The 23,640-nt window shown below is 68.8% G+C and carries 22 protein-coding genes and 1 pseudogene; 14 read left to right on the forward strand and 9 right to left on the reverse strand.

Going from position 1 to position 23,640, the window contains the following annotated elements; translation table 11 throughout:
* Positions 1–24: 24 nt before the first annotated feature.
* The gene (gene cei / locus KXC42_RS10090) at positions 25–708 is read right to left on the reverse strand and encodes an envelope integrity protein Cei (RefSeq protein ID WP_219130265.1); all 684 of its coding nucleotides are present in this window, start codon (positions 706–708) and stop codon (positions 25–27) included.
* 361 nt (positions 709–1,069) lie between these two features.
* On the opposite strand from cei, the gene KXC42_RS10095 reads away from it, so the two are divergent.
* Complete coding sequence (locus tag KXC42_RS10095) at positions 1,070–1,372, forward strand: DUF4193 domain-containing protein (protein WP_006551346.1); 303 nt, start codon at positions 1,070–1,072, stop codon at positions 1,370–1,372.
* A gap of 185 nt (positions 1,373–1,557) precedes the next feature.
* Here the strand turns inward: KXC42_RS10095 and KXC42_RS10100 are convergent, their stop codons facing one another.
* Positions 1,558–2,013 carry a DUF3093 domain-containing protein gene (locus KXC42_RS10100; protein WP_219130463.1) on the reverse strand — a complete coding sequence of 152 codons (456 nt, stop codon included), beginning with the start codon at positions 2,011–2,013 and terminating at the stop codon, positions 1,558–1,560.
* 126 nt (positions 2,014–2,139) lie between these two features.
* Between KXC42_RS10100 and dut the strand changes: the two genes are divergently transcribed.
* Together dut and KXC42_RS10110 are read left to right on the forward strand one after the other, a co-directional pair.
* The gene (gene dut / locus KXC42_RS10105) at positions 2,140–2,610 is read left to right on the forward strand and encodes a dUTP diphosphatase (RefSeq protein ID WP_006551348.1); all 471 of its coding nucleotides are present in this window, start codon (positions 2,140–2,142) and stop codon (positions 2,608–2,610) included.
* A gap of 1 nt (position 2,611) precedes the next feature.
* Positions 2,612–3,484, forward strand: coding sequence for a DUF3710 domain-containing protein (locus KXC42_RS10110; protein ID WP_039587058.1), 873 nt, complete (start codon positions 2,612–2,614; stop codon positions 3,482–3,484).
* A 12-nt stretch (positions 3,485–3,496) separates the two neighbouring features.
* Here the strand turns inward: KXC42_RS10110 and KXC42_RS10115 are convergent, their stop codons facing one another.
* On the reverse strand, positions 3,497–4,228 hold the full coding sequence (locus KXC42_RS10115) for an alpha/beta fold hydrolase (RefSeq protein ID WP_063714178.1): 732 nt from the start codon (positions 4,226–4,228) through the stop codon (positions 3,497–3,499).
* Between the two features lie 183 nt (positions 4,229–4,411).
* Between KXC42_RS10115 and KXC42_RS10120 the strand changes: the two genes are divergently transcribed.
* Complete coding sequence (locus KXC42_RS10120) at positions 4,412–4,786, forward strand: OB-fold nucleic acid binding domain-containing protein (RefSeq protein ID WP_006551351.1); 375 nt, start codon at positions 4,412–4,414, stop codon at positions 4,784–4,786.
* Positions 4,787–4,862: 76 nt separating this feature from the next.
* Complete coding sequence (locus KXC42_RS10125; protein ID WP_094980547.1) at positions 4,863–5,603, forward strand: DUF3159 domain-containing protein; 741 nt, start codon at positions 4,863–4,865, stop codon at positions 5,601–5,603.
* Here the strand turns inward: KXC42_RS10125 and KXC42_RS10130 are convergent.
* Together KXC42_RS10130 and KXC42_RS10135 are read right to left on the reverse strand one after the other, a co-directional pair.
* Positions 5,600–6,253, reverse strand: a complete 654-nt coding sequence (locus KXC42_RS10130; protein ID WP_033096558.1) for a TrkA family potassium uptake protein — start codon at positions 6,251–6,253, stop codon at positions 5,600–5,602. The genes KXC42_RS10125 and KXC42_RS10130 overlap by 4 nt on opposite strands.
* A 25-nt stretch (positions 6,254–6,278) precedes the next feature.
* The gene (locus tag KXC42_RS10135; RefSeq protein ID WP_219130266.1) at positions 6,279–6,944 is read right to left on the reverse strand and encodes a TrkA family potassium uptake protein; all 666 of its coding nucleotides are present in this window, start codon (positions 6,942–6,944) and stop codon (positions 6,279–6,281) included.
* Positions 6,945–7,085: 141 nt separating this feature from the next.
* Between KXC42_RS10135 and KXC42_RS10140 the strand changes: the two genes are divergently transcribed.
* From KXC42_RS10140 to dxs, 5 genes are all read left to right on the forward strand, one after another.
* A complete protein-coding gene (locus KXC42_RS10140; RefSeq protein ID WP_006551355.1) occupies positions 7,086–9,083 on the forward strand; it encodes an APC family permease in 1,998 nt (665 codons plus the stop codon).
* Complete coding sequence (locus tag KXC42_RS10145; RefSeq protein ID WP_217579860.1) at positions 9,080–10,363, forward strand: class I SAM-dependent RNA methyltransferase; 1,284 nt, start codon at positions 9,080–9,082, stop codon at positions 10,361–10,363. Before KXC42_RS10140 ends, KXC42_RS10145 begins: the two co-directional genes overlap by 4 nt.
* 152 nt (positions 10,364–10,515) lie before the next feature.
* Complete coding sequence (locus tag KXC42_RS10150; protein ID WP_006551357.1) at positions 10,516–10,974, forward strand: MarR family winged helix-turn-helix transcriptional regulator; 459 nt, start codon at positions 10,516–10,518, stop codon at positions 10,972–10,974.
* Positions 10,971–12,566: an MDR family MFS transporter gene (locus tag KXC42_RS10155; RefSeq protein ID WP_219130267.1), complete on the forward strand. Its 1,596-nt coding sequence runs from the start codon at positions 10,971–10,973 to the stop codon at positions 12,564–12,566. The genes KXC42_RS10150 and KXC42_RS10155 overlap by 4 nt, the downstream gene beginning before the upstream one ends.
* A gap of 159 nt (positions 12,567–12,725) precedes the next feature.
* A complete protein-coding gene (dxs, locus tag KXC42_RS10160) occupies positions 12,726–14,669 on the forward strand; it encodes a 1-deoxy-D-xylulose-5-phosphate synthase (RefSeq protein WP_084222380.1) in 1,944 nt (647 codons plus the stop codon).
* 76 nt (positions 14,670–14,745) lie between these two features.
* On the opposite strand, the gene KXC42_RS10165 is transcribed toward dxs, so the two are convergent.
* A complete protein-coding gene (locus KXC42_RS10165; protein WP_024100730.1) occupies positions 14,746–16,143 on the reverse strand; it encodes a sugar porter family MFS transporter in 1,398 nt (465 codons plus the stop codon).
* Positions 16,144–16,509: 366 nt separating this feature from the next.
* Here KXC42_RS10165 and KXC42_RS27170 point away from each other — a divergent pair.
* Positions 16,510–16,725, forward strand: a pseudogene (locus tag KXC42_RS27170) (oxygenase MpaB family protein); the annotation flags it as partial.
* Between the two features lie 123 nt (positions 16,726–16,848).
* Here KXC42_RS27170 and KXC42_RS10175 read toward each other — a convergent pair.
* The 3 genes from KXC42_RS10175 to KXC42_RS10185 all read right to left on the reverse strand — a co-directional run bounded on the left by KXC42_RS10175 (position 16,849) and on the right by KXC42_RS10185 (position 20,286).
* Positions 16,849–18,102: a ribonuclease D gene (locus KXC42_RS10175; RefSeq protein ID WP_039587065.1), complete on the reverse strand. Its 1,254-nt coding sequence runs from the start codon at positions 18,100–18,102 to the stop codon at positions 16,849–16,851.
* Between the two features lie 115 nt (positions 18,103–18,217).
* On the reverse strand, positions 18,218–19,660 hold the full coding sequence (locus KXC42_RS10180) for a wax ester/triacylglycerol synthase family O-acyltransferase (protein ID WP_219130268.1): 1,443 nt from the start codon (positions 19,658–19,660) through the stop codon (positions 18,218–18,220).
* 50 nt (positions 19,661–19,710) lie between these two features.
* Positions 19,711–20,286 carry a DUF3000 domain-containing protein gene (locus KXC42_RS10185; protein ID WP_026061620.1) on the reverse strand — a complete coding sequence of 192 codons (576 nt, stop codon included), beginning with the start codon at positions 20,284–20,286 and terminating at the stop codon, positions 19,711–19,713.
* A 168-nt stretch (positions 20,287–20,454) separates the two neighbouring features.
* Here KXC42_RS10185 and hemE point away from each other — a divergent pair, with 168 nt between their 5' ends.
* Genes hemE through hemQ form a run of 3 tightly spaced genes read left to right on the forward strand, consistent with a single transcriptional unit; the run spans position 20,455 to position 23,608 of the window.
* Complete coding sequence (gene hemE / locus KXC42_RS10190; RefSeq protein WP_219130269.1) at positions 20,455–21,552, forward strand: uroporphyrinogen decarboxylase; 1,098 nt, start codon at positions 20,455–20,457, stop codon at positions 21,550–21,552.
* On the forward strand, positions 21,549–22,907 hold the full coding sequence (locus tag KXC42_RS10195) for a protoporphyrinogen oxidase (RefSeq protein ID WP_019289226.1): 1,359 nt from the start codon (positions 21,549–21,551) through the stop codon (positions 22,905–22,907). Before hemE ends, KXC42_RS10195 begins: the two co-directional genes overlap by 4 nt.
* A 5-nt stretch (positions 22,908–22,912) precedes the next feature.
* Positions 22,913–23,608, forward strand: a complete 696-nt coding sequence (hemQ, locus tag KXC42_RS10200) for a hydrogen peroxide-dependent heme synthase (protein WP_024100734.1) — start codon at positions 22,913–22,915, stop codon at positions 23,606–23,608.
* Positions 23,609–23,640 lie beyond the last annotated feature (32 nt).

Raw genomic sequence — 23,640 nt, forward strand, 5'->3', positions numbered from 1 at the left:
GATGCACGGTCTGTGAAAAGAGATTCAGCACCGGGCATTGCGTGCGGCCGTGAGTAGATCGAGGTCGAGCGGAGCCGCCTCCTCGCCTGCCGGGACCTCGCGTAGTGCCCGCAGGACCTCTTCGGCATCCGCCCCGGGGGAGATGTCCCGGAAGTAGGTTCCCAGCGCGAGGTCGACGGTGTCGTCCTCGCGTGTGTCCTGCACCAACTCGGCGCACGGGGCGAGCAACCACACCGAGGACGCAGCAGCGCGCCCGGCCTCGCCGAAGCGGATCTGCCCCTGGCACTGCATGTTCTGGTCGACGTAGACCGGATCGTTGCCGGCCTGCACGTCGGGCGGACTCGAGAAACCGTAATCGCTCAGCTGAGCGGCCACGTGCGTGGCCTGGCCGCGTTCGCCGTTGGCGTTGTAGACGCGCACCCGGGTGGCCGTCAGGGGAGCGGGTTCGACCTCGAGCAGCGTCGACCGGTCCACGACCTCGCCGAGCGGAGCCGGTTGCGGGCCTTCGGGGTCGGTGGCCTCGGTCGGGGGAGCGTTGCACGCCACGGTGGTCGTGACGGGCTCGGACGAGGTGAACACGGAGGACCACACGACGATCGTGCCTGCGGCGAGGACGGCACCCGCCACGGCGGCCGGGACCACCCGGCGCCGACGGAACGGGCGGCCGCGGTCATCGGTTGCGCTTCCTTCGGTGATCAGGGAAACCACGCGGCCCTGCCTCTCGTGTCATGCCGTGTTCGTCGCACTCACTGTAGAGGTCGCGGACGTGGTCGGTGGAACCGCCGACCCGAGGAAATGTCACGAGTCGTTGTGTTGTTGATGACGATTGCCAGACAATTCCCGGCGTTTCCACGCATCGATTGCATATTCGTGCGTGAGGTCGGCTATTGTTCGGCGGCCGAACCGTCCAAGAATGGGCGGTGCGGCGCGAAAACAGAGTCAATTCGGGTATGCCACAGCAATGGCACACCCGTCGGGAACTCCAACGGACGGCCGTGCGTTGCCCTGGCCGGGAGCACCGTCCGTGTCCCGGCCGGCTACCGGTACGAGTACTAGAAGGTAAGAGGAAATGGCGACTGACTACGACGCACCCCGGCGGACCGACAGCGACGATGTGTCGGAGGATTCACTCGAGGAACTGAAGGCCCGGCGCAACGAGGCCCAGTCCGCTGTGGTGGACGTCGACGAATCGGACACCGCCGAGTCCTTCGAGCTGCCCGGGGCGGATCTGTCCGGCGAAGAGCTGTCGGTGCGTGTCGTCCCGAAGCAGGCCGACGAATTCACCTGCTCGAGCTGTTTCCTGGTGCATCACCGGAGCAGACTCGCGAGTGAGGAGAACGGTGTCATGATCTGCCGGGACTGCGCAGCGTGAGGACATAGGGCAGCGTGAGGACATAGGTGCGAAACGAGGCCGGGTGACGACGGTGCGCCGTGGTCACCCGCGTCTCCCTCCTGCGTGCCCCGGCGCCGCGGCAGCCTCTGCTGTTCCCGGCATCCGGGGCCGTGTCGTATCCGGGCCCTGTCGTATCCGGGGACCCGGTGCCCGTTCGAACAGCCCTACTTGCGGGTCGGATCGTCCTTGCGGCCCGACTCGTCGCAACCCAGCGCCGCGAGCAGTTCGGCAGGCCGCCGCGTGCTCACCAGCCAGTAGGGTGTCGGATCCTCCGGGTCGTCGAGCACGACGAGCGCCATGGTCCGCACCCAGGGACGGTGCTGGACGAACGCCGCCGGATCGAGCTGGCGGCCCATCGCGGCGCTCTTGGCCGACGCCGGAACCACCACACCCCGCGAGATCACGTCGACGGGCAGATGTGCGCGACCGACGACGAGTTCGCCGTCGACCACCTCGACCCGGCTGCGTGAGAGCCAGGTCAGGACCCAGATCGGGACCGGGAGCAGAAGGACGTAGGGAAGCCACGCGTACATCCCCGGGGCACCCATGTGCAGCTCGGCCGCGAGCAGGGCGGCCACACCGAGCCCGATCGGCCACCACCACCACCACGGCACCCACATCCGCTCCGAGAAGGTCGGAGCGTCGGCCGTCGGAGGTGTAGTCGGTGAGGTGCGCGAGGAACGGGACACACCGTAAGGATAGTCGCCTCGGCGGAGCGACCCGGCACGCGAGTAGTCTCGGACGACGTGACCGATCTTCCCCCGATACCGCTGCGCCGGCTCGATCCGGAGCTCCCCGTGCCCACTCGTGCCCACCCCGGTGACGCCGGTGTGGACCTGTGCACGTCGGTCGACGTGACCCTCGGCCCGGGGGAGCGGGCGCTCGTCGGCACCGGCATCGCCGTCGCGCTGCCCGTGGGCACGGTCGGCCTGATCCACCCGCGTTCGGGCCTCGCCGCCAAGTTCGGTCTGTCCGTCGTGAACACTCCCGGGACGGTCGACGCGGGCTACCGTGGAGAGATCAAGGTGTGTCTGATCAACCACGACACCGAGCGCGCCGTCGAACTCCGCCGAGGCGACCGCATCGCGCAGCTGCTCGTCCAGCGTGTCGAACTCGTCGAATTCGTCGAAGTGGACGAGCTCGACGACACGGCGCGGGGCAGCGGCGGATACGGATCGAGCGGCGGGCACGCCGGCCTCGTGAAGGAGGGTTCCTGACATGTTCGGACGACGCCGCAAGGACCGCGGGTCGAACATCGAGGCGACCGACGCCGCTTCCGCCGGCGACCTCGGCGCGTACGACGAGCCCGCCGACGAGGAGTACGACGAGTACGCCACCGGAAGTGCGGCCGATTCCGGCCCGTACGACATCGACGAGGTCGACGAGGAGACGGTGACCGCCTCCCGTCTCGACCTCGGATCCGTGCTCGTACCGCTGCCGGCCGGTGGTCAGATCCAGGTCGAGATGGCTCCGAACGGGACGCCGCAGAACGTCCATCTCGTGACCCAGTTCGGGCGCATCACGGTCTCCGCGTACGCCGCACCGAAGTCGCCGGGACAGTGGCGTGAGGTCGCCGCCGAGCTCGCGGAGACGCTGCGCAACGACAAGGCCGAGGTCAGCATCGAATCGGGGCCGTGGGGTCGCGAACTGCACGGCAGGACCGCGAACGCGGATCTCCGGTTCATCGGTGTCGACGGCTTCCGCTGGATGATCCGCTGCGTCGTCGCGGCGCCCTCGGGGAACGCCGGAGCCGACTCCGAACTCGTCGGGATCGCACGGTCGGTGATCTCCGGCACCGTCGTCCGCCGCGGATCCGAACCCCATCCGGTTCGTACACCGCTGCCGATCGTGTTGCCCGAGGCACTCACCCGCCAGCTCGTCGCGGCGCAGGAGCAGCAACAGCAGGCCGCCGCGCAGCAGCAACAGCAGGCCGCCGCGCAGCAGCAACAGGGCGCAGCTCCGGCGCAGCCCGCTCCGCGGACGGCCCCGCCGGAACAGCCCGCCCAGCAGACGCAGCAGGTCCCGCCCGCCCGGCAGACGCCGCCGCGCCGCGGCGAATCCGGTTCGGCGATGCAGCAACTCGGCTTCTGAGGCCGGTACCGATCATCGGTTCGGGACGGGGACGATCCTGTCGAGCGCGGCGAGGCACAACCTCCCGAGCACGGAGGGGTCGTCCCCGACCTGTTCGAGTGTCACCGTCGCGAGTTCCGCGTGAGGGATCTCCCGCGACCATTGCCGCCCCACTGCGAGCGGATGAACCGCGTCGTCCACCGCGGCGGCGATACCGACCGGCACGGTCACGGCACGCAGTTCGTCGACGTCGAGTGCCCGGTAGTGTGCGGCCTCGTCCAGCGCGGACGGGAGATCGGGCCACTGGGCGCTCCACGAACGCGTCAATTCCCGGGCGAGCCAGGGCGGACTCGACGCCGTCATCGCAGCGGTGACCGTATCGAGCCCGTGGGCGCGCAGTTCGGAGGCCGTCCACCGCGCGCTCGCGGCGGCCGGCGCCTCCCGCGGATCGCCGGTCCATGCAGGTAGGGCAGCGAGGACGCCGACGACCCGGTCCGGATTGTCGTATGCCCACCTCAACGCGACGGCTGCACCGATCGACACCCCTCCGACGAGGATCGGCCCGTTCTCGGCCGCCTCGTCGAGCGCGGTGAGATAGCTCGCCACCACACCGCGCGGATCCGGATCGACGGCGATCGGGATGATGCTCCGCCGTCGGAGTTCGGCGCCGAACGCCTTCTCGGCGAAGCATGCGTCCGAACCCGTACCGGGAAGCACGACCGCGGTGCCGGCGGTCGGGGGGACCGGGGATTCGCTGTGGGACATGCGGACGATCCTGCACCATCGAACCCCGGAGACCGCGCTCACCTGCCCGCACAGCAGGACGACCGACGGCTGCACGCGCGTGTGCACCGTGCAACTTGTATCCGGCGAGAATGGGTCTACAGTGGCGGGCGAAGAAGAGTCCGGTGGCGCGAGATCCGTGCCCCTTCCGTACAGGAGCGTGTTATGGCTTCCCCGGCCGGCTACCTGCGTCGGCTCACACGGCGGCTCACCGAGGACATCGAAGAACTCGATGCCGAGCAGATGGCCGAATCCTCGCACTCCACGGGCGCCCTACCCGTCGTCGAATGCGCCCGCGGTCAGGAAGTGACCATGTACGGACGTCTTCGCAGTGTCGAGTCGTGTTCGCGTGCCGCTGCCGCCGTCGTCGAGGCGGAGTTCTTCGACGGGACCGACTCGATCCAGCTCGTGTGGATCGGTCGTCGGCGCATTCCGGGGATCGAGCCCGGGCGTACGTTGATGGTCCGCGGTCGTGTCGGCGAACGCGACGGACGCAAGGTGATCTACAACCCCTACTACGAGCTGCGCGAGCCCGCCTGACCTCTGTGCGCGCGGAGTGGTGCCCCTGGTGCACGCAGGGTCGTACCCCTGTGCCGGATGTGGCAGGCTCGTAGGAGTGAGCGACACCAACCAGCAGACGATGCTCGAACAACTCGGTGGGATCAGCGGGTTGGTCTATTCGACGCTGCCGGTGCTGGTGTTCGTCCCCGTCAACAGCCTGTGGGGCCTCACCGTCGCCATCTGGTCCGCGCTGGGCGTCGCCCTCGCGGTGCTCGTGTGGCGCCTGATCCAGCGCACCCCCATCCAGCCCGCGGTCTCGGGCTTCTTCGGAGTCGCCCTGTGTGCCTTCATCGCTCATCGCACCGGCGACGCGAAGGGGTACTTCCTCTTCGGGATCTACGCGAGCCTGGTCTACGGGGGCGCATTCCTGTTGTCCGTGCTCGTCCGCAGACCGCTCGTGGGCGTGATCTGGGGGATGCTCAACGGCCAGGGATCGCGGTGGCGTTCGCATACCACCGCGGTGCGCGCCTACGACGTCGCGACCCTCGCGTGGACCCTGGTCTTCCTCGGTCGCTATCTCGTGCAGAACCACCTCTACGACGAGGACCGCACCGGCTGGCTCGCGGTGGCCCGGATCGGCATGGGCTGGCCGCTTACTGCTCTTGCCCTGCTCGTGACCCTCTGGGCGGTCCGGCGTGCCGACCGCATCGTCGAACCCGCGCCCTCGGAGACGGTCGGTGACGCGCCGGCCGACGATCCGGCGACGGACGACGGGCTGTCGAACAAGCCCCGCGACGAGCACGGCACGCACGACGGGCAGCCTCGGCTCCCCGGTCGGCACCGGCTCCGCGACTAGCGGTTCACCGCCTGCCGGAGATCATCCTCGACGTCCTCCGCCGTGACGAACAGCAGTTCGTCCCCGCCCTCGAGCGGATCGTCCGGCTGAGGGACGATCACCCGCCCGCCGCGCAGGATCGCCACGAGTGCCGTATCGCGCGGCAGTTCCAGTTTCCGGACCGGTTTCCCGGCGAGGGCGGTGGTGTCGCGCAGGGTGACCTCCACCAGGTTCGCGCCCTTGCGCAGCGTCATCAGCCGCACCAGATCGCCCACGGTGACGGCTTCCTCGACCAGCGCCGCGAGCATGCGCGGTGTGGACACCGCGACGTCCACACCCCACGATTCGTCGAACAGCCACTCGTTGCGCGGATCGTTGACGCGGGCTACGACCCGTGGAATACCGAACTCGGTGGTCGCGAGCAGGCTGAGGACCAGGTTGGCCTTGTCGTCGCCCGTCGCCGCGATCACGACGTCGTACTGCTCGAGTCCGGTGGATTCGAGCGAGCTGAGTTCGCAGGCATCGGCGTGTACCCACGTCGCGTCCGGCACGGACTCGGGTTCTACGTGGTCGAGTTTGCGCTCGATGAGCATCACCTCGTGGGCGTTGCGCAGCAGTTCCCGCGCTATCGAGCGCCCCACCGCTCCGGCGCCGGCGATCGCCACCTTCATGTGGGCTTCCTCTCGGGTGGACGGGTCAGTTCTCGTCGACCGGCGGGTTCTCGGCGTGTGTGATCGCCTCCGAGACCGAACCGGACACGGCCGCGATATAGACGGAGTCGTCGGCCTGCAGCACCGTCCTGCGGTCGGGCAGCAACCCGGTGCCGAACCGGATCAGGAACGCGACGCGCGAACCCGTGGCATCCTCGAGGTCGGTGATGCGTCGTCCGACCCACCCCTCGTGCACGTTCACCTCGGCGATGGCGACGGATCCGGTGGGATCGCGCCAGCGGGCGGTCTCGCTGTCGTGCGTGAGCGCATGCAGGAAACGGTCGGTGGTCCACGGCACAGTCGCCACGGTGGGGATGCCGAGCCGCTCGTACGCGGCGGCCCGCTTGGCGTCGTAGATTCTCGCGACGACGCGTTCGACGCCGAAGGTCTCGCGGGCCACGCGCGTCGAGATGATGTTCGAGTTGTCGCCGGACGAGACCGCCGCGAAGGCGTCGGCGTGTTCGATGCCGGCAGAGATCAGGACGTCGCGGTCGAAGCCCATGCCGAGCACGGTGCGCCCGGGGAAGTCCGGGCCGAGTCGTCCGAACGCGCTCTCATCGCGGTCGATGACCGCGACCTCGTGGCCGAGCCGGACGAGTGCGGTGGCCACCGCCGAACCGACCCGACCGCACCCCATCACCACCACGTACACCCCAGTGGACTCCGTTCCGGTCGATCTTTCCGAGACGGACCGCTGTGGACCGCCGATCCGAACGGTACCGCGTGACGATCTTCGAGAGGTCGTGACCCGGCCGAGGGGTACTTCGGGGCCGGAACCGCATAGGCTTTGCGCGTGTCCAAGCTTTCCACCGCGGCGAAGCGGCTCGTGCTGGGTCGCCCCTTCCGCAGCGACACTCTCGGGCACGAGTTGCTGCCCAAGCGCACCGCACTGCCGGTCTTCGCCTCCGACGCGCTGTCGTCGGTCGCCTACGCACCCGAGGAGATCTTCCTCGTCCTCTCCGTCGCGGGGTTGTCCGCCTACGCCTTCTCGCCGTGGATCGGACTCGCTGTCGCCTTCGTGCTCGTGATCGTGGTCGCCGGCTACCGCCAGACCGTGCGCGCCTACCCGTCCGGCGGCGGCGACTACGAGGTCGCCACGAAGAATCTCGGGCCCACGGCAGGGCTGACCGTCGGCAGTGCGCTGCTCGTCGACTACGTCCTGACGGTCGCGGTGTCGCTGTCGTCCGCGGCGGCGACGGTCGGATCGGCCGTCCCGTTCGTCGCCCGGCACAAGGTGCTCTTCGTCGTCGTCGCGATCGTGCTGCTCACCGCGGTGAACCTGCGCGGACTCCGGCGCGCCGGCCGGGCGTTCGCCGTGCTCACCTACACCTTCGTGGGCTGCATGCTGGTGATGCTCGGGGCCGGGATGTTCCGGATCTTCGTCCTCGGCGACGACCTGCGTGCGGAGTCGGCGGACTTCGAACTCGTCGCCGAGCAGACGGATCTGACCGCGCTCGCCTTCGTCCTCCTACTCGCGCGCGCCTTCTCGTCCGGTTGCGCGGCGCTGACGGGTGTCGAGGCGATCAGCACGGGGGTGCCGGCCTTCAAGAAGCCGAAGGCACGCAACGCCGCGACGACCCTGCTGGTGCTCGGTGGCATCGCCGTCACGCTGTTCCTCGGGGTGGTCTTCCTCGCCGAGCGGCTCGGTGTGGTGGTGGCCGAGCATCCCGACACCCAGCTGCGCGGTGCACCCGAGGGTTACGAGCAGAAGACGCTGCTCTCCCAGCTGGCGCACACCGTCTTCGAGGGGGTGCCGGCCGCGTTCGTCCTGATCACGATCGTCACCGCCGTGATCCTCGTGCTCGCCGCCAACACGGCCTTCAACGGATTCCCGGTGCTCGGTTCGGTTCTCGCGCAGAACCGTTACCTGCCGCGCCAGTTCCACACCCGCGGCGACCGGCTCGCCTTCAGCAACGGCATCCTCTTCCTCGCCGGGATCGCCGTCGTCTTCGTGTGGGTCTTCGAGGCCGAGGTCACCCGGCTCATCCAGCTGTACATCGTGGGTGTGTTCGTCGCGTTCAGCCTGGGGCAGGCCGGCATGGTGCGGCACTGGACGCGGGAACTGAGCACCGAGACGGATCCGTCGGCGCTGGGCCGCATGGCGCGGTCGCGGCTGATCAACGGCGTCGGGTGCGTCTCCACGTCGGTGGTGCTGCTGGTCGTGCTGACGGGCAAGTTCGCCGCCGGGGCGTGGATCGCAGTGGTGACCATGGTCGTCGCGTTCGGGCTCATGAAGGCGATCCGGCACCACTACGACACGGTCGCCGCCGAACTCGAGAGGGCGGACTGGGACGGGGTGCTGCCCAGCCGCACCCATTCGATCGTGCTCGTCTCGACCTTGCACCTGCCCACGATGCGCGCCCTCGCCTACGCGCGGGCGACCCGCCCCGACACCCTCGAGGCGATCACCGTGAACGTCGACGACGAGAGCACCCGGCGTCTCGTACTCGAATGGGAGAAGAGCGATCTCACCGTGCCGTTGAAGGTCGTCGAGTCGCCCTACCGGGAGATCACGCGGCCCGTCCTCGACTACGTCCGCCGGGTGCGGCGCGATTCTCCCCGCGACGTCGTGACCGTCTTCATCCCCGAGTACGTGGTGGGGCACTGGTGGGAGCAACTGCTCCACAACCAGAGCGCCCTGCGGCTCAAGAGCCGGCTCCTCTTCCAGCCGGGAGTGATGGTGACGAGTGTGCCCTGGCAGCTGCGCTCGTCCGCGGACGCCGGTGCGGTGGGGCGGGCCGCCCCCAACGGGCAGGATCGACAGTTGGACAACGAGGAGGAACCGCGGTGAATCGTCAGGCACACCCGCGTACGGATTGGTCCGGCCGGAGGATCGAGGTGATCCTCGGCAATCCCGCCCACGGTGGTGCGTGTGTCGCGCGGTTCGAGGGGCGCGTCGTGTTCGTGCGGCACGGACTGCCGGGGGAGCGTGTCTTCGCTCGGGTCACCGAGGATCGGGGCGGGTCGTTCTGCTTCGCCGACGTGGAGGACGTGCTCGAGGCGTCCGAGGACCGCGTCGATCGGGTCTGCCCGATCTCCGGTCCGGGAGGGGCGGGTTGCTGCGACCTCGCGCACATGACCGTCGAGGCGCAACGCCGTTTCACGGGCGCGGTGGTGGCCGAGCAGCTGCGCCGGCTCGGTGGGGTGGACCGCGAGGTGACCGTCGAGGAGGTGCCGGGCGGTGCGTCCAACGGCACCCTGTGGCGCACCCGGGTCCGGCTCGCGGTGGACGTGGTGGGGAACCCGGGATACCGCCGGTACCGCAGCAACGAGGTCGTCCCGGAACTGGCGTGCCCGCAGATCGATCCGCACGCCTACGTCGGCCTCACCGATCGTGTGTGGCAGCCGGGAGCGGAGTTGCAGGTCGTACTCGACGCGGACGGCCGGCGGCACGTGGTGGAGATCGCACCTCCGGTCCTCTCGGGTGGTGCGCGACGGCAGGGCCGGCGCGGCGCGGCGTCGCGGCGGGCGGCGGTGAACGCGCGCCGTCCGGAGAAGGTGATCGAAGGCTCGGGACGTGTGGTCGAGCGGGTCGGCGAACGCGAGTGGCGGTTGGCGCCGACCGGTTTCTGGCAGGCCCACCGCGGTGCCGCGTCGACCTATTCGGCTGCGGTGGCCGACTGGGCGCAGACCTCGGAGGGTGCGACGGCATGGGATCTGTACGGCGGAGTGGGGGTCTTCGCGGCCGTGCTCGCAGAGCAGGTCGGTCCGTCCGGTCGGGTGGTGTCGGTCGAGTCGTCGAAGACCGCCGTGGACGACGGGATCGAGGCGCTCGCCGACCTCGGCCAGGTGTCCTTCCGTCACGGGCGCGTGGAGCGGGTGATTCCCGATCTGCCGGCTCCCGAGGTGGTCGTCCTCGACCCGCCGCGAGCGGGGGCGGGCAAGGACGTGGTGGTCGCCGTGGCCGCAGCGGGACCGCGCCGGATCGTCCACGTGGGCTGCGATCCCGCGTCCTTCGGTCGTGACGTGGGGCTGTACCGGGACCACGGATTCGAGTTGGCGGACGTCCGGGCCTTCGCGGCGTTCCCCTCCACCCATCACGTGGAGTGCATCGGACTGTTCACCCGTTGAACCGGGTTCCCGTCGCACCCGCTCGGGGCGAGGTGTGACGAGGGCCGCATCCAACAGTTGGTGTGACATGAAAAAGAGATTGCTTGTAGTACGCAACTAATCTGTATAGTTGCATGACGTAATCAATTAGTTCACTCCGACGGAGGTTCGCTGTGCCGGAAAAGGCTCAGGCCCACGAACTCGCCGACGCCATCTTCATGTTCGGTCGCACGCTGCGCGGTGCACTCGTGCACCACGACACCGATGTGCTTCCTTCCGCGCTCGTCGCGGTGCTGTTCGTGCTCGCACGGATGGGGGAGTGCCGGCCCAGCGAGCTCGCCGTCGAAATGTGCGTCAGCCAGTCGTCGTTGAGCAGACAGATCGCCGAACTCGTCGAGCGAGGCCTCGTGGATCGACATCCCGATCCCGACGATCGTCGTGCTCATCGGGTGAGTTGTTCGGTCGCGGGTATCGAGATCCTCGACATCGTGAAGAAGCGCCGGACCGAACGGCTCTCCGCAGAACTCTCGGACTGGCACGAGGACGAGATCGCAGGCGCCATCACGACGCTCGAACGTCTCACCTCCTCCCTGGCTCCGCTCGTCATCGATACTCGAAGGACCAATTCATGACCACAGTCTCCGGACAGGGAGCGCAGCCGGATGCTCCGGCAGCCGAGGAGCAGATGACGCACCGCGAGATCCTCGTCGTGCTGTCGGGCCTCCTCGCCGCCCTCTTCACGGCGCTGCTGAGCAGCACCATCGTCTCGACCGCCCTGCCGACGATCATCGCGGATCTGAACGGCACGCAGACCCAGTACGCCTGGGTCATCACGACGGCGCTGCTGGCGAACGCCGCGTCGACGCCCATCTGGGGCAAGTTCGCCGACCTGTTCAACAAGAAGCTGCTCGTCCAGCTCGGGATCCTGGTCTTCGTGATCGGCTCGGTCCTGGCCGGTATCGCGCACAACGTGCCGGTCCTGCTCGCCGCCCGCGTGATCCAGGGCATCGGCATGGGTGGTCTGACCGCTCTCGTCGTCGCGATCATCGGCAGCATCATCCCGCCCCGCCAGCGTGGCCGGTACTCCGGCTACATGGGCGCCGTCATGGCCGTCGCCATGTCGGGTGGACCCGTGCTCGGTGGTGTCATCGTCGACCTCCTCGGCTGGCGCTGGTGCTTCTACGTCTGCGTTCCGATCGCCGTTGTCGCGCTGATCCTGCTGCAGCGCACGCTGCATGTCACGACCGTCCGCAAGGAGAACGTGAGCATCGACTGGTTCGGCGCCACGCTCATCACCGCCGCGGTGAGCGTCCTGCTCGTCTGGGTGTCCTTCGCCGGCAAGGCCGGCTACTACGAGTGGATCTCGGTCGAGTCCGCCCTGTACGTCGGTGCCGGCATCGTCCTGCTCGTCGCGACGTTGATCGTCGAGACGAAGGTCGCCGATCCGATCATCCCGCTGAAGATCGTCACCGAACGCACCACCGGTCTCGCGATCATCGCGTCCGTGGCCGTCGGTATCGGTCTGTTCGGCGCCACCACCTTCCTCGGCCAGTACTTCCAGACCTCGCGGGCCTACAGCCCGACGGTCGCCGGTCTGCTCACCATCCCGATGGTCGCCGGCACGCTCGTCTCGTCGATGCTCTCCGGTGGGCTCATCACGCGCTTCGGCAAGTGGAAGGGCTTCCTGATCGGCGGCGCGATCCTGCAGATGGTCGGTTTCGGCCTGCTCGGCACTGTCGACCACCTCACCTCGCTCACGCTGATCAGCGTGTACATCGCGATCGTGGGTCTGGGCACCGGCATGCTGATGCAGAACCTCGTCCTCGCCGTGCAGAACACCGTGAGCGTGCGCAACATCGGCGCCGCAAGCAGCTCGGTCGCCTTCTTCCGCACCTTCGGTGGCGCGATCGGTGTGTCGGTGCTCGGTTCGATCCTCGCGTCCCGTGTCGCGACGATCTCCGCCGACGGTCTCGCGAAGCTCGGTGTGGACACCTCCGGCGGCGGATCGGGTGGAAGCCTCGACTTCTCCCAGATGCCCGAGCCGGTGGCCGAAGTCATCCGTGCCGCCTACGGCGACGCGACGGCGACCCTCTTCCTCGTGGCGGCGGCGTTCGCGGTCGTTACCCTGGTGGCAGTGGTGCTGATCCCGAACCAGGCGTTGCGCACCACCATCGACCTCGTCGAGGAGAAGTCGCCGGCCGATCGCGCCGACATCTCCTCGTGAGGGTGACCTCGCTCACCGGCGGACGATCCGTCCGCCGGTGACCAGGAGATCACGCGGAAGCGAGGCGGTGGCGGGAGACGCTCCGTTCCCGCGCTCCGTAGACTGAGGAAATCACTCGCGCGACGAGCGTGAGGCACGAGCCGGAGGGAGCTGTTCCAGTTGGGTGTTCTGTCCCGCATCCAGTCGCCCGACGATCTACGTCGACTCTCTCCTGTGGAGCTCACCGAGCTCGCGGGGGAGATCCGGGAATTCCTGGTCGAGAAGGTCGCGGCGACCGGGGGTCACCTCGGTCCCAATCTCGGCGTCGTCGAGCTGACCATCGCTCTGCACCGGGTGTTCGATTCGCCACGCGATCCGATCCTCTTCGACACCGGTCACCAGGCCTACGTCCACAAGATCCTCACCGGTCGTCGCGACGAGTTCGACGGTCTCCGGCAGAAAGGCGGGTTGTCCGGCTACCCGTGCCGCGCGGAGAGCGAACACGACTGGATCGAGTCGTCGCACGCCTCGGCGGCCCTGTCGTACGCCGACGGACTCGCCAAGGCCTATTCGCTGTCCGGACAGTCCGATCGGACCGTGGTGGCCGTGGTGGGCGACGGCGCGCTGACCGGCGGTATGTGCTGGGAGGCGCTCAACAACATCGCCGCCGGGCAGAACCGTTCGATGGTGATCGTCGTCAACGACAACGGCCGCTCCTACGCGCCCACGATCGGCGGTCTCGCCGAGCACCTCGCGGCGCTGCGCCTCAAGCCCGGCTACGAGAAGGTGCTCGACAACAGTCGGCGCATCGTCAAGCGGATCCCCTGGATCGGCTCGGCGGCCTACTCGGTGCTGCACGGCATGAAGGCCGGTGTGAAGGACGCGGTCAGCCCGCAGGTGCTCTTCACCGATCTGGGCATCAAGTATCTCGGCCCGGTCGACGGGCACGACGAGCAGGCGATGGAATCGGCGCTGCGTCGCGCGAAGGCGTACGGCGGTCCGGTCCTCGTCCACGCCGTCACCCGCAAGGGAGCGGGCTACGCGCCCGCCGAGAACCATCTCGCCGATCAGATGCACGCCACCGGCGTGATGGATCCGCGCACAGGCCGGGCGAAGTCCGCCTCCGCTCCCGACTGGACGTCGGTCTTCTCCGACGAACTCATCGCGCTGGGGGAGAAGCGGGAGGACGTCGTGGCGATCACCGCCGCGATGCCCGGACCGACCGGCCTCGCCAAGTTCGGCGAACGGTTCCCCGAGCGCACCTTCGACGTCGGCATCGCCGAACAGCACGCGGTGACGTCGGCGGCGGGTCTCGCGCTCGGCGGAATGCATCCCGTCGTCGCCGTCTACTCGACCTTCCTCAACCGCGCGTTCGACCAGCTGCTCATGGACGTCGCGCTGCTGCGGCAGCCGGTCACCGTGGTGCTCGACCGCGCGGGTGTCACGGGTTCCGACGGAGCCAGCCACAACGGTATGTGGGATCTGTCCCTGCTGGGCATCGTTCCCGGCATCCGGGTCGCCGCTCCGCGCGACGGGGCGACACTGCGCGAGGAACTCGGTGAGGCGCTCGACGTCTCCGACGGCCCGACCGTCCTCCGGTTCCCCAAAGGTTCGGTGGGAGAAGACATCCCGGCGATCGAACGTCTCGACGGCACGGTCGACGTGCTGCGGATGCCGTCGTCGCGGCGCGGCGACGCACTGATCGTCGCGGTCGGCGCCTTCGCCGGTCTCGCACTCGACGTCGCCGATCGTCTTTCCAGGCAGGGCATCGACGCCGCGGTCGTCGACCCGCGATGGGTGTTCCCCGTGCCCGACGCGGTGGTCGACCTCGCACGCGGCTTCCGGATCGTCGTCACAATCGAGGACAGCGGCCTCCACGGTGGTGTCGGCTCGGCGGTCTCCGCCGCGTTGCGCCGCAACGGCGTCGACGTGCCCGCCCGCGATCTCGGGGTGCCGCAGAAGTTCCTCGATCACGCCTCCCGCAACGAGATCCACGCCGAACTCGGTCTGACTGCCCAGGACGTGGCGCGTCAGGTCACCGGCTGGGTCGCCGGCCTCGACAGCGAACCCGAGGAGCGATCGCGACCGTCGGCGGTCGAGCAGTCCGACCGCGAAGCGGGCTGAGTCCGACCGACGCAGGTGAGCAAACGCCAGGGGCGGTATCCGGTGATCCGGATACCGCCCCTGGCGTCTGTATCGGTTAGCTCTGCATCTCCTCGAGTTCCATGCCCTTGGTCTCGGGGATCTTGGCCTTGACGAAGAAGAACGACAGCAGGGCGAAGAACGCGAACAGTCCGTACAGGAACCACAGGCCGACCGCGGAGGTGAGTGGTGGGAACGCCAGTGTCACCGTGAAATTCGCGATCCAGTTGGCGGCGGTGCTGATACCGAGGGCCACCGCGCGCATGCGGTTCGGGAACATCTCGCCGAGCATCACCCACATGATCGGACCCCAGGTGGCGGCGAAGAAGATCACGAAGGCGTTCGCGCCGACGAGGGCGAGCGCACCCCACGGTGCCGGAAGTTCGACGTCCTCACCGCTGCCGACCGCCTGCGAGAAGGCGATCGCGGCGAGCAGCAGGCTGACGAACATGCCGATCGAACCGGTCATCAACAGCGGACGGCGACCGATCTTGTCGACGAACAGGATTGCGACGAACGTCATGACCACGTTGATCACGGCGGTGATCACCGAGGTCGTGAACGACTGGTTCTCGGTGAAGCCCACCGACTTCCACAGTGTCGTCGAGTAGTAGAAGATCGCGTTGATACCGACGAACTGCTGGAAGACGGCCATCGTGATGCCGACCCACACCAGCGGCTGCAGACCGAAGACCGGGCCGCGGATGTCGCCGAAGGACGCCTTCGACTCGCGTCGCAGCGTCAACCGGATCTCGCGGACACGCTCGTCGGGCCGGAGCTCGCCCGTGACGTTGGCCAGGACGGCCGCAGCCTCTTCGTCCATGTCCTTGCCGACGAGGTAGCGGGGGGACTCCGGGATCGTCAGCGCCAGTACACCGTAGAGGACGGCAGGCGCGACGCCGACGAGGAACATCCACCGCCAGGCCTCGAGATTCCACCACAGCTCGTTCGACGCTCCACCGGCGGCGTTCTGCAGCACCGCGTCGGACAGCAGGGCCGCGAAGATGCCGAGAGTGATGGCGAGCTGCTGCAGTGATGCGAGGGCGCCACGGTAGCGAGCGGGTGCGATCTCGGAGATGTAGGTCGGTGCGATGACCGACGCGATACCGATGCCGAGGCCGCCGAGCACACGCCACAGCATGAGATCGGGAACGCTGAAGGCCAGACCGGACCCGATCGACGAGATGACGAACAGGGCGGAGCCGAGGAGCATCACCCGCTTGCGGCCCCAACTGTCGGCGAGGCGTCCGGCGAACCACGCGCCGACGGCACAGCCGAGCAGGGCGATGGCGACGGCGAAACCGGTCACGAACGAACTGAGCGCGAAGTTGTCCTGGATGGAGTCGACGGCGCCGTTGATGACCGAGCTGTCGAAGCCGAACAGGAAACCGCCCACGGCCGCCGCGACGGTCACGGCGATGACTTTCGCGGCGTGTGCGGTCGATGGTTGGGTCACCGAGGAACTCCTGGATCGGACTGGCCGCGAGAGCGGGAAAAGGGTTGGACACAGTGTGTTCTCTTCAGGGGAACATTACGCCGGGGTGAACGGCCGACTCGACGTTTCCGGCGAGAACTCGCCCACAAGGCGGACTTCGAACGCGGCATGGAGTGTGGCGACGCCTCCGAGTGGGTAAGAAGTTAAGAAATATTCTCTCCGCGCCGTCGCTCTGTCTGCGACCTTCCCAAGCGGTGAGGACCTCCGCTTGACACCGTGCGATCTGGAAATACAGTCCCGTTCCATGACTCGGCGACGACCGGACGCGACCGTACGGGGTGTGGTGGGTGAAGCGGCGTTCCCGCCGACCTCACCCGGAGGTTCCTCATGGAGATCGCTCTGCCTCCGGTAGAGCACGGGGTGGTGGAACACAGCAGGGCGCTCATCGATCCCGTCACACGTTTCCGGAACACGAGCGCGTACATCTTCCTCGTGGCGTTCGGCGACGACGAGGAACGGCGCAGGGTGGTGCGTTTCGTCGACCGCGCCCACGCACCGGTCCGCTCCGACGGATACAACGCCTTCGATCCGAGGCTCCAGTTGTGGATCGCCGCGGTGATGTTCCACGGCGGCCGCGACGTGTACGAGCGGTTCTTCGGCCTCGATGTGATGTCCAGGACGCGGCAGCCGCCGGAAGTAGATGGCACGCAGAGCAGACGGCGGAGATCAGTTCTCCGCCGTCAGGGCCTTCGCGAGTCGCGGCACGGTCAGCGCGCGCTGCCACGGCCGTGCCCCGCCCTCGGCGAAGCGGCCGTCGATGTACTCCTCGACGTCGGCCCCGTCGGAGACGTCCCAGTCCCAGCACAGGCGCCGAACGAGTTCGGGACTGATCAGGTTCTCGACGGGAACGGCGACTTCCTCGCTCAGAGCGGTGAGTTCGCCGCGCGCGAGGGCGAGACGTGCGGCCTCCTCAGGGTGGTGACGCGACCACCGGCCGGCCGGGGGAGGCCCGGTCAGGGGCGGCGTGAGAGGTGGGAGCCGGTCCTCCGGCAGTGCACGGGCCCGCTCGATCGCGTTGAACCACGCACGGGAGGAACGCCGCTGCCGCGGACCGCCGAAAACCGGAAGCTCCTGCAACTGTTCGACGCTCGTGGGATTCGCCTCCGCGGCGGCGATGATCGCGGAGTCGGGAAGGATGCGCCCCGGGGCGATGTCACGCCGGGCGGCGATCTCGTCGCGGGTGGTCCACAGTTCCCGGACGATCGCCAGGCGGCGTCGGTCCTTGATCGCGTGGATCTTGGACGTGCGCCGCCACCGATCGGGCTTCGGAGCGGGCGGCCCCGCGAGCCGGATGTGCTCGAATTCCTGAGCGGCCCACTCGGTCTTGTTCTGCCGCTCGAGTTCGCTCGCCATCGCGTCGCGGAGTTCGACGAGTGGTTCGACGTCGAGCGCGGCGTAGTTGAGCCACGAGTCGGGAAGCGGTCGCGTCGACCAGTCCGCCGCACCGTGGCCCTTGCGCAGTTCGAGGCCGAGGGTCTCGGCCACGATCGCGGCGAGACCGACGCGGGGGAATCCGGCGAGACGACCGGCGAGTTCGGTGTCGTACAACTTCGCCGGACGGAGTCCGAGTTCGGCCAGGCCGGGGAGATCCTGGTCGGCGGAATGCAGGACCCATTCGAGGTCGTTGATCACCTCGGTCAGGGGAGCGAGGTCGTCCCGCGTGGGAATGGGATCGAGCAGCACCGTGCCGGCGCCGTCACGACGGAGCTGTACGAGATAGGCGCGCCCGGAGTAGCGGTAGCCCGATGCGCGTTCGGCGTCGACGGCGAGCGGGCCGTGTCCCTGCGCGAGCATCGCTGCCGCGTCGGCGACCCCGCGCGCCGTGGTGACGACCTCCGGGACGCCGTCGCGGGGTTCGAGGAGCGGCACCGTGGTCACGCTCGTGCTCTTCTGCTCGTCCTCGTCGTTCTGTGCCGGCATGGGCGTGACTCTAGCGGTGTCGTCCCCGTGTGCAATTCCGTTCCTGTCCGGAACGTCCGATCGGTGGACACGCACGGACCCGCTCGACGCCTCGCGAACTCCCCTCAGAACACCGTCACCTCTCCTGCGAGACGACATCGTCGCGCTCCACATCCGATGTGAGGATGTCGTCGTTCTCCGCACCCGCCGCGAGGATGAGGTCCTCGAGGGCGGGAGAGAAGTCGTCGACGAGTTCCCACAGGTCGGGGACGAGATCGGGACACGAGATCAGACCGATGTCGAGCCTGCCGTCGAGGGAGAGCACCGTGATGTTGAGCGCTGCGCCGTGGAAGATCGGGCCGAAGGGGTACATCGCCGTCATGCGGGCGCCCAGGAAGTACAGCGGGACGGGAGGTCCGGGCACGTTGGAGATAACGAGGTTGTGGATCACCGGATGCCGGTCGGCGAGCCGCAGTCCGGCGTAGGCACGCATCGCGGGGGCGAACACGGCCGCGCCGAGGAACTGCGACCAGTCCTGCAGCAGGTTCGCGCCGAGGTCGGCGTTGTGCTCCTTGGACACCGCGTTCGCTTCCGAGAGTGCCCGCAGCCGCTCGGCGGGGTCGGCGATGTGGGTGTGAAGGTCGGCGAACATCGCCGAGACCTGGTTGCGTCCCGGCCGATCCGACCTGCCGTGGACCGAGACCGGGATCATCCCGATGAGCGGGGAGTCGGGCAGCTCGCCGCGCCGCTCCAGATATCGGCGCAGCGCACCGGAGCACACCGCCATCACCACGTCGTTGACGGTGACGCCGAAGACGTTCTTCACCAGCTTCACGTCGTCGAGATTCAGCTCGGCGAAGCTGACGTTGCGGTGTCCGGTGATGGTGGAGTTGAACGGGGTGCGCGGCGCCGTGAACGGCGCGGGCATGGCGTCGCCGCGTCGTGCGCGGGCGATCCAGGAGGTCAGCGATGTGACCGCGCCGGGAAGGATCCGCAGCAGGTGGAGAGGCCGGCGCGCCACGTTGAGGGCTCCGGCGATCGCGATGGCGAGATCGTTCGCGTCGCCGGCACCCCACTGCACCGGTTCGGGCCGGGGATCGGCCGGGTCGAGGCTGCACAGCTGCGCGATGAGCGCGGCACCGGAGACCCCGTCCACCCCGGCGTGATGCATTTTCGCGATGACGGCGATCCTGCCGTCGTCGAGACCGTCGACGAACCACATCTCCCACAGCGGCCGGGAGCGATCCAGCGGTTGCGCGGCGATGTGTCCGCACAGCTCCGCGAGCTCGGTCCGGCTGCCCGGGGCGGGCACGCCGACGTGGTGGACGTGCCGGTCGAGGTCGAAGTCGTGGTCGTCGACCCAGACCGGATGGTCGAGGTTGAACCTGCTGTCGGCGAGCTTCATCCGGAACTGGGGTACGGCGGTGAGGCGCGCTTCGAGTTCGTTGCGCAGGCTCACGTAGTCGTAGCCGCCCGGGACGGTGGACGGATCCAGCACGATCAGCCCGCAGATGTGGAGGAGCTGACTGGGGGTCTCGAGATAGAGGAAACCGGCATCGAGCCCGCTGAGACGCTGCATGGATCAAGAGTAGAACAGGTTCTAGAAATCCGGTCGGATTGCGCAGGTTTTCACCGCTGGAGTCGCGCGACCCCCGCCGGAGGCAGACCCGCGGCATATGCGAGGACGTCGCAGAACGCCTCCACGTGCGGGGTCAGCATGTCGGACTGCGGAGTCCACGACGCGCGCAGTTCCAGTTGGTGGGCGCGTCCCGGGCCCGCGATGTCCCCGAACCGCACGGAGGTCGTCGCGGTCACCGTGCCGCCGAGCGCCGTGAGCGGTTCACCGTGCGCGGCGAGGGCGTCGACGAGCCAACTCCACGCGACCTCCGGCAGCAGCGAGTCCGCTGCCAGGCTCTCGTCGACGTCGGCCTGGATGTACGAGACGAGCCGGGTGGTCCCGTGCCACGCCTCGTCGCCGTCGGGGTCGTAGAGAAGGATGAGGCGGCCGAACGCGTCGCCCTCGGATTGCTCGGGCACCCGGTCCGTCTCGTCGTGCAGGACCTCGGCGCCCAGTGCGTAGCTGTAGGGGGCGAGCCGTTGCGGGGGTCGGATCGGCCCGACCTCGATCTCCGGGCGCACGGTGGCCGCGTTCATCGCATCGACTGCGGAACGGAAGCGGGCCGGCTCGGCGGGCGAGGTGGTCACCAGGCGGAGGTTAGTGCCGGTGACGCACCGCACGCGGGAGGCGCGCCGATTCCGGCGAACGGCACGGGCGTGGCAGCATGGGCAGCGGGTCCGGACCACACGTCCTGTGTGCGACCCGGCAGACGCTGCCCTGCGCGACGGCGCGCAGTGCCCGAAGAACGAGGATCGATGACCGGCTTGGAGAACACGAACGTCGGATCTGCGGTGCCCGCGGAGTACCCCGCGCGGAGGATCCTGCCCCATGCGCCCCTGCTGGCGGCCGCGCGCGGTGAGAAGCCGGCCCACCGGCCCGTGTGGTTCATGCGCCAGGCCGGCCGCTCCCTGCCCGAGTACCGGGAGATCCGGGCCGGGATCGGCATGCTCGAATCGTGCTTCGACCCCGAACTGGTCTGCGAGATCACGATGCAGCCGGTGCGGCGGCACAAGGTCGACGCTGCCATCCTGTTCTCCGACATCGTCGTCCCGCTCAAGGCGGCAGGTATCGACCTCGACATCGTCGCCGGGACGGGCCCGGTCGTCGCGAACCCCGTCCGTACCGCCGCCGATGTCGCCGCGCTGCCGTCCCTCGAGGCCGAGGAGGTCGGAGCGGTCGCCCGCGCGGTCGGTCTGCTGACCCGCGAACTCGGCGACACCCCGCTCATCGGGTTCGCGGGCGCGCCCTTCACCTTGGCCTCATATCTCGTCGAAGGCGGCCCGAGCCGCAACCACGAGCGCACCAAGGCGCTCATGCACGCCGACCCGAAGACCTGGCACGCCCTCCTCGGCAAGCTCACCGACGTCGCCATCGCCTTCCTGCGCGCGCAGATCGGCGCCGGTGTCGACGCCGTCCAGCTCTTCGACTCGTGGGCCGGCGCCCTCTCGCTCGCCGACTACCGCGAGTACGTCCTGCCGCACTCCGAGCGTGTCTTCGCCGAGATCGCCGGTGCGGGGGTGCCGCGCATCCACTTCGGTGTCGGCACCGGTGAGCTCCTCGGCGCCATGGGTGAGGCGGGCGCCGACGTGGTCGGCGTCGACTGGCGCATCCCGCTCGACGTCGCCGCGACCCGCGTCGGCCCCGGCAAGGCCCTGCAGGGCAACCTCGACCCCGCGATTCTGTTCGCGGGCCGGGAGGTCGTCGAACGCGAGGTGCGCCGCATCGTCGCCGAGGCCGACCGTGCTCTCGAGGCCGGCGCCATCGGACACATCTTCAATCTCGGTCACGGCGTGCTGCCCGACACCGATCCCGATGCCATCACCCGAGTGGTCGAGCTGGTGCATTCGCTGTGACCCCGCCGACGGTCGCGGTCGTCGGCGGTGGGATCAGCGGGCTCGTCGCCGCGTATCGGCTGCGTCGTTCGCTCGGCGCCGCCGCCCGCATCGTCGTGCTCGAGCGATCGTCGCGGCTCGGCGGCAAGCTCCGCACGGTCCCGCTCGCGGGTGATCCTGTCGACGTCGGCGCCGAGGCGTTCATCGCACGCCGACCCGAGGTGGTCGCGCTCGTCGAGGAACTCGGCCTGAGCGCCCACATCGTCCACCCCTCGGCTGCCCGTCCGCTCCTGTACGCCGACGCGCGACTGCATCCGCTGCCGGCGGGCACGCTCATGGGCATCCCCGCCTCGGCGCAGGCCGTGGAGGGTCTCGTCGACGACGAGACCCTGGCGCGCATTGCCGCCGAACCCACAGTGCCGTTCCACTGGGACCGGGACTCCGACGTCTCCGTCGCGGATCTCGTCCGATCCCGCTTCGGTGAGCAGGTGGTGCAGCGCAGCGTCGACCCGCTGCTCGGTGGGGTGTACTCGGGGCTGTCCGACACCGCGGGTGTCCGTGCCACCGTCCCGACGCTCGCCGCGGCCCTCGACGCCGGCGCGACGAGCCTGAGCGACGCCGTCGCCCGCGCTCTGCCCCCGAAGTCGGACGCCCCGGTCTTCGGGACGCTGCGCGAGGGCTACGGCGTGCTGATCCAAGCCCTCGTCCGTGAGGCCGACGCCGAGTTCCTCTACGGCACAGCCGCATCCGGACTGAAGCGCAGCGGTGGCCGGTGGTCGGTCGATCCGCTCGGCGAGGTCGACGGTGTGGTGCTCGCCGTGCCCGCCCCGGACGCCGCCCGGCTGCTCTCCGACAGTGTCCGATCCGCCGCGCAGTGCGTCGCGCAGATCCCGCTCGCCTCGTCGGTGGTGGTCGCGCTCGCGTTGCCGCACGACGCCGGCCTGCCGCAGAACTCCGGGATCCTCGTCGCGACGGGGGAGGAACTGTCGGCGAAGGCCTTCACGCTGTCGAGCCGCAAGTGGCCGCACCTCGCCGAACGTCCCGTCGCACTCGCGCGTGCGTCGTTCGGACGGTTCGGCGACGACGCGCTCGTCGACGCGTCCGAGGCCGACCTGATTGCGCTGGCCCGCGCGGATCTCGCGACCGTCACCGGAGTCGACGCCGAACCGGTGGCCGCCTTCGTGCAGCGGTGGCACGGCGGGCTGCCGCAGTACCGCGAACACCACGGCGAGATCGTCGCCGCCTTCGAGGCCGAGATCGCAGGGATCGACGGACTCGAGGTCGCCGGCGCGATGCTGCACGGTGTGGGTGTACCCGCATGTGTCGCAACAGGCACGGCTGCAGCCGCACGCCTGACTGCACGAATGGAAGGATGAACGTCATGGCACGTCTCGACTACGACAAGCTCAATTCCACCCTCCGTTACACGATGTGGTCGGTCTTCCAGGTCCGGCCCGGCGTCCTCGGCGACGACCGCGCCGCGGCGATCGAGGACGCGAAAGCGTTCTTCGCCCGCTTCGACGACACCGACGTGATCGTGCGCGGTATCTACGATGTGGCCGGCACCCGCGCGGACGCCGATTTCATGATCTGGACGCACGCCGAGCACATCGAGGATCTGCAGAAGCTGTACGCCGACTTCCGGCGCACCACGATCCTCGGCCGCGCGAGCACCCCGGTCTGGTCGAACACCGCACTGCACCGACCCGCGGAGTTCAACAAGAGCCACCTGCCCGCCTTCATCGCGGGGGAGGAGCCGGGCAACTACGTGTGCGTGTACCCCTTCGTGCGGTCCTACGAGTGGTACCTCCTGCCCGACGAGCAGCGTCGCAAGATGCTCGCCGACCACGGCATGGCGGCCCGCGGCTACCCCGATGTCCGCGCCAACACCGTTCCGGCCTTCGCGCTCGGCGACTACGAGTGGATCCTCGCCTTCGAGGCGCCGGAACTGCACCGCATCGTCGATCTCATGCGCGACCTGCGTGCCACCGACGCGCGCCTGCACGTCCGGGAGGAGACCCCCTTCTTCACCGGACCGCGGGTCGACGTCGAAGCCCTCGTCGCGTCGCTGCCCTGACGTGACCTCGACGAGCGCGGTGCCACCCGAGG

The organism is Rhodococcus sp. LW-XY12 (assembly GCF_019317345.1).
Classification (GTDB): Bacteria; Actinomycetota; Actinomycetes; order Mycobacteriales; family Mycobacteriaceae; genus Rhodococcus; species Rhodococcus pyridinivorans.

Coding starts and splice junctions, on each gene's coding strand:
- KXC42_RS10100 (WP_219130463.1), bottom strand. CDS start 2,013: ATGTGGGTGCCGTGGTGGTGGTGGTGGCCGATCGGGCTCGGTGTGGCC.
- KXC42_RS10110 (WP_039587058.1), top strand. CDS start 2,612: ATGTTCGGACGACGCCGCAAGGACCGCGGGTCGAACATCGAGGCGACC.
- KXC42_RS10180 (WP_219130268.1), bottom strand. CDS start 19,660: ATGCAGCGTCTCAGCGGGCTCGATGCCGGTTTCCTCTATCTCGAGACC.
- KXC42_RS10095 (WP_006551346.1), top strand. CDS start 1,070: ATGGCGACTGACTACGACGCACCCCGGCGGACCGACAGCGACGATGTG.
- KXC42_RS10130 (WP_033096558.1), bottom strand. CDS start 6,253: ATGAAGGTGGCGATCGCCGGCGCCGGAGCGGTGGGGCGCTCGATAGCG.
- KXC42_RS10175 (WP_039587065.1), bottom strand. CDS start 18,102: ATGCCGGCACAGAACGACGAGGACGAGCAGAAGAGCACGAGCGTGACC.
- KXC42_RS10115 (WP_063714178.1), bottom strand. CDS start 4,228: ATGTCCCACAGCGAATCCCCGGTCCCCCCGACCGCCGGCACCGCGGTC.
- KXC42_RS10155 (WP_219130267.1), top strand. CDS start 10,971: ATGACCACAGTCTCCGGACAGGGAGCGCAGCCGGATGCTCCGGCAGCC.
- hemQ (WP_024100734.1), top strand. CDS start 22,913: ATGGCACGTCTCGACTACGACAAGCTCAATTCCACCCTCCGTTACACG.
- KXC42_RS10120 (WP_006551351.1), top strand. CDS start 4,412: ATGGCTTCCCCGGCCGGCTACCTGCGTCGGCTCACACGGCGGCTCACC.
- hemE (WP_219130269.1), top strand. CDS start 20,455: ATGACCGGCTTGGAGAACACGAACGTCGGATCTGCGGTGCCCGCGGAG.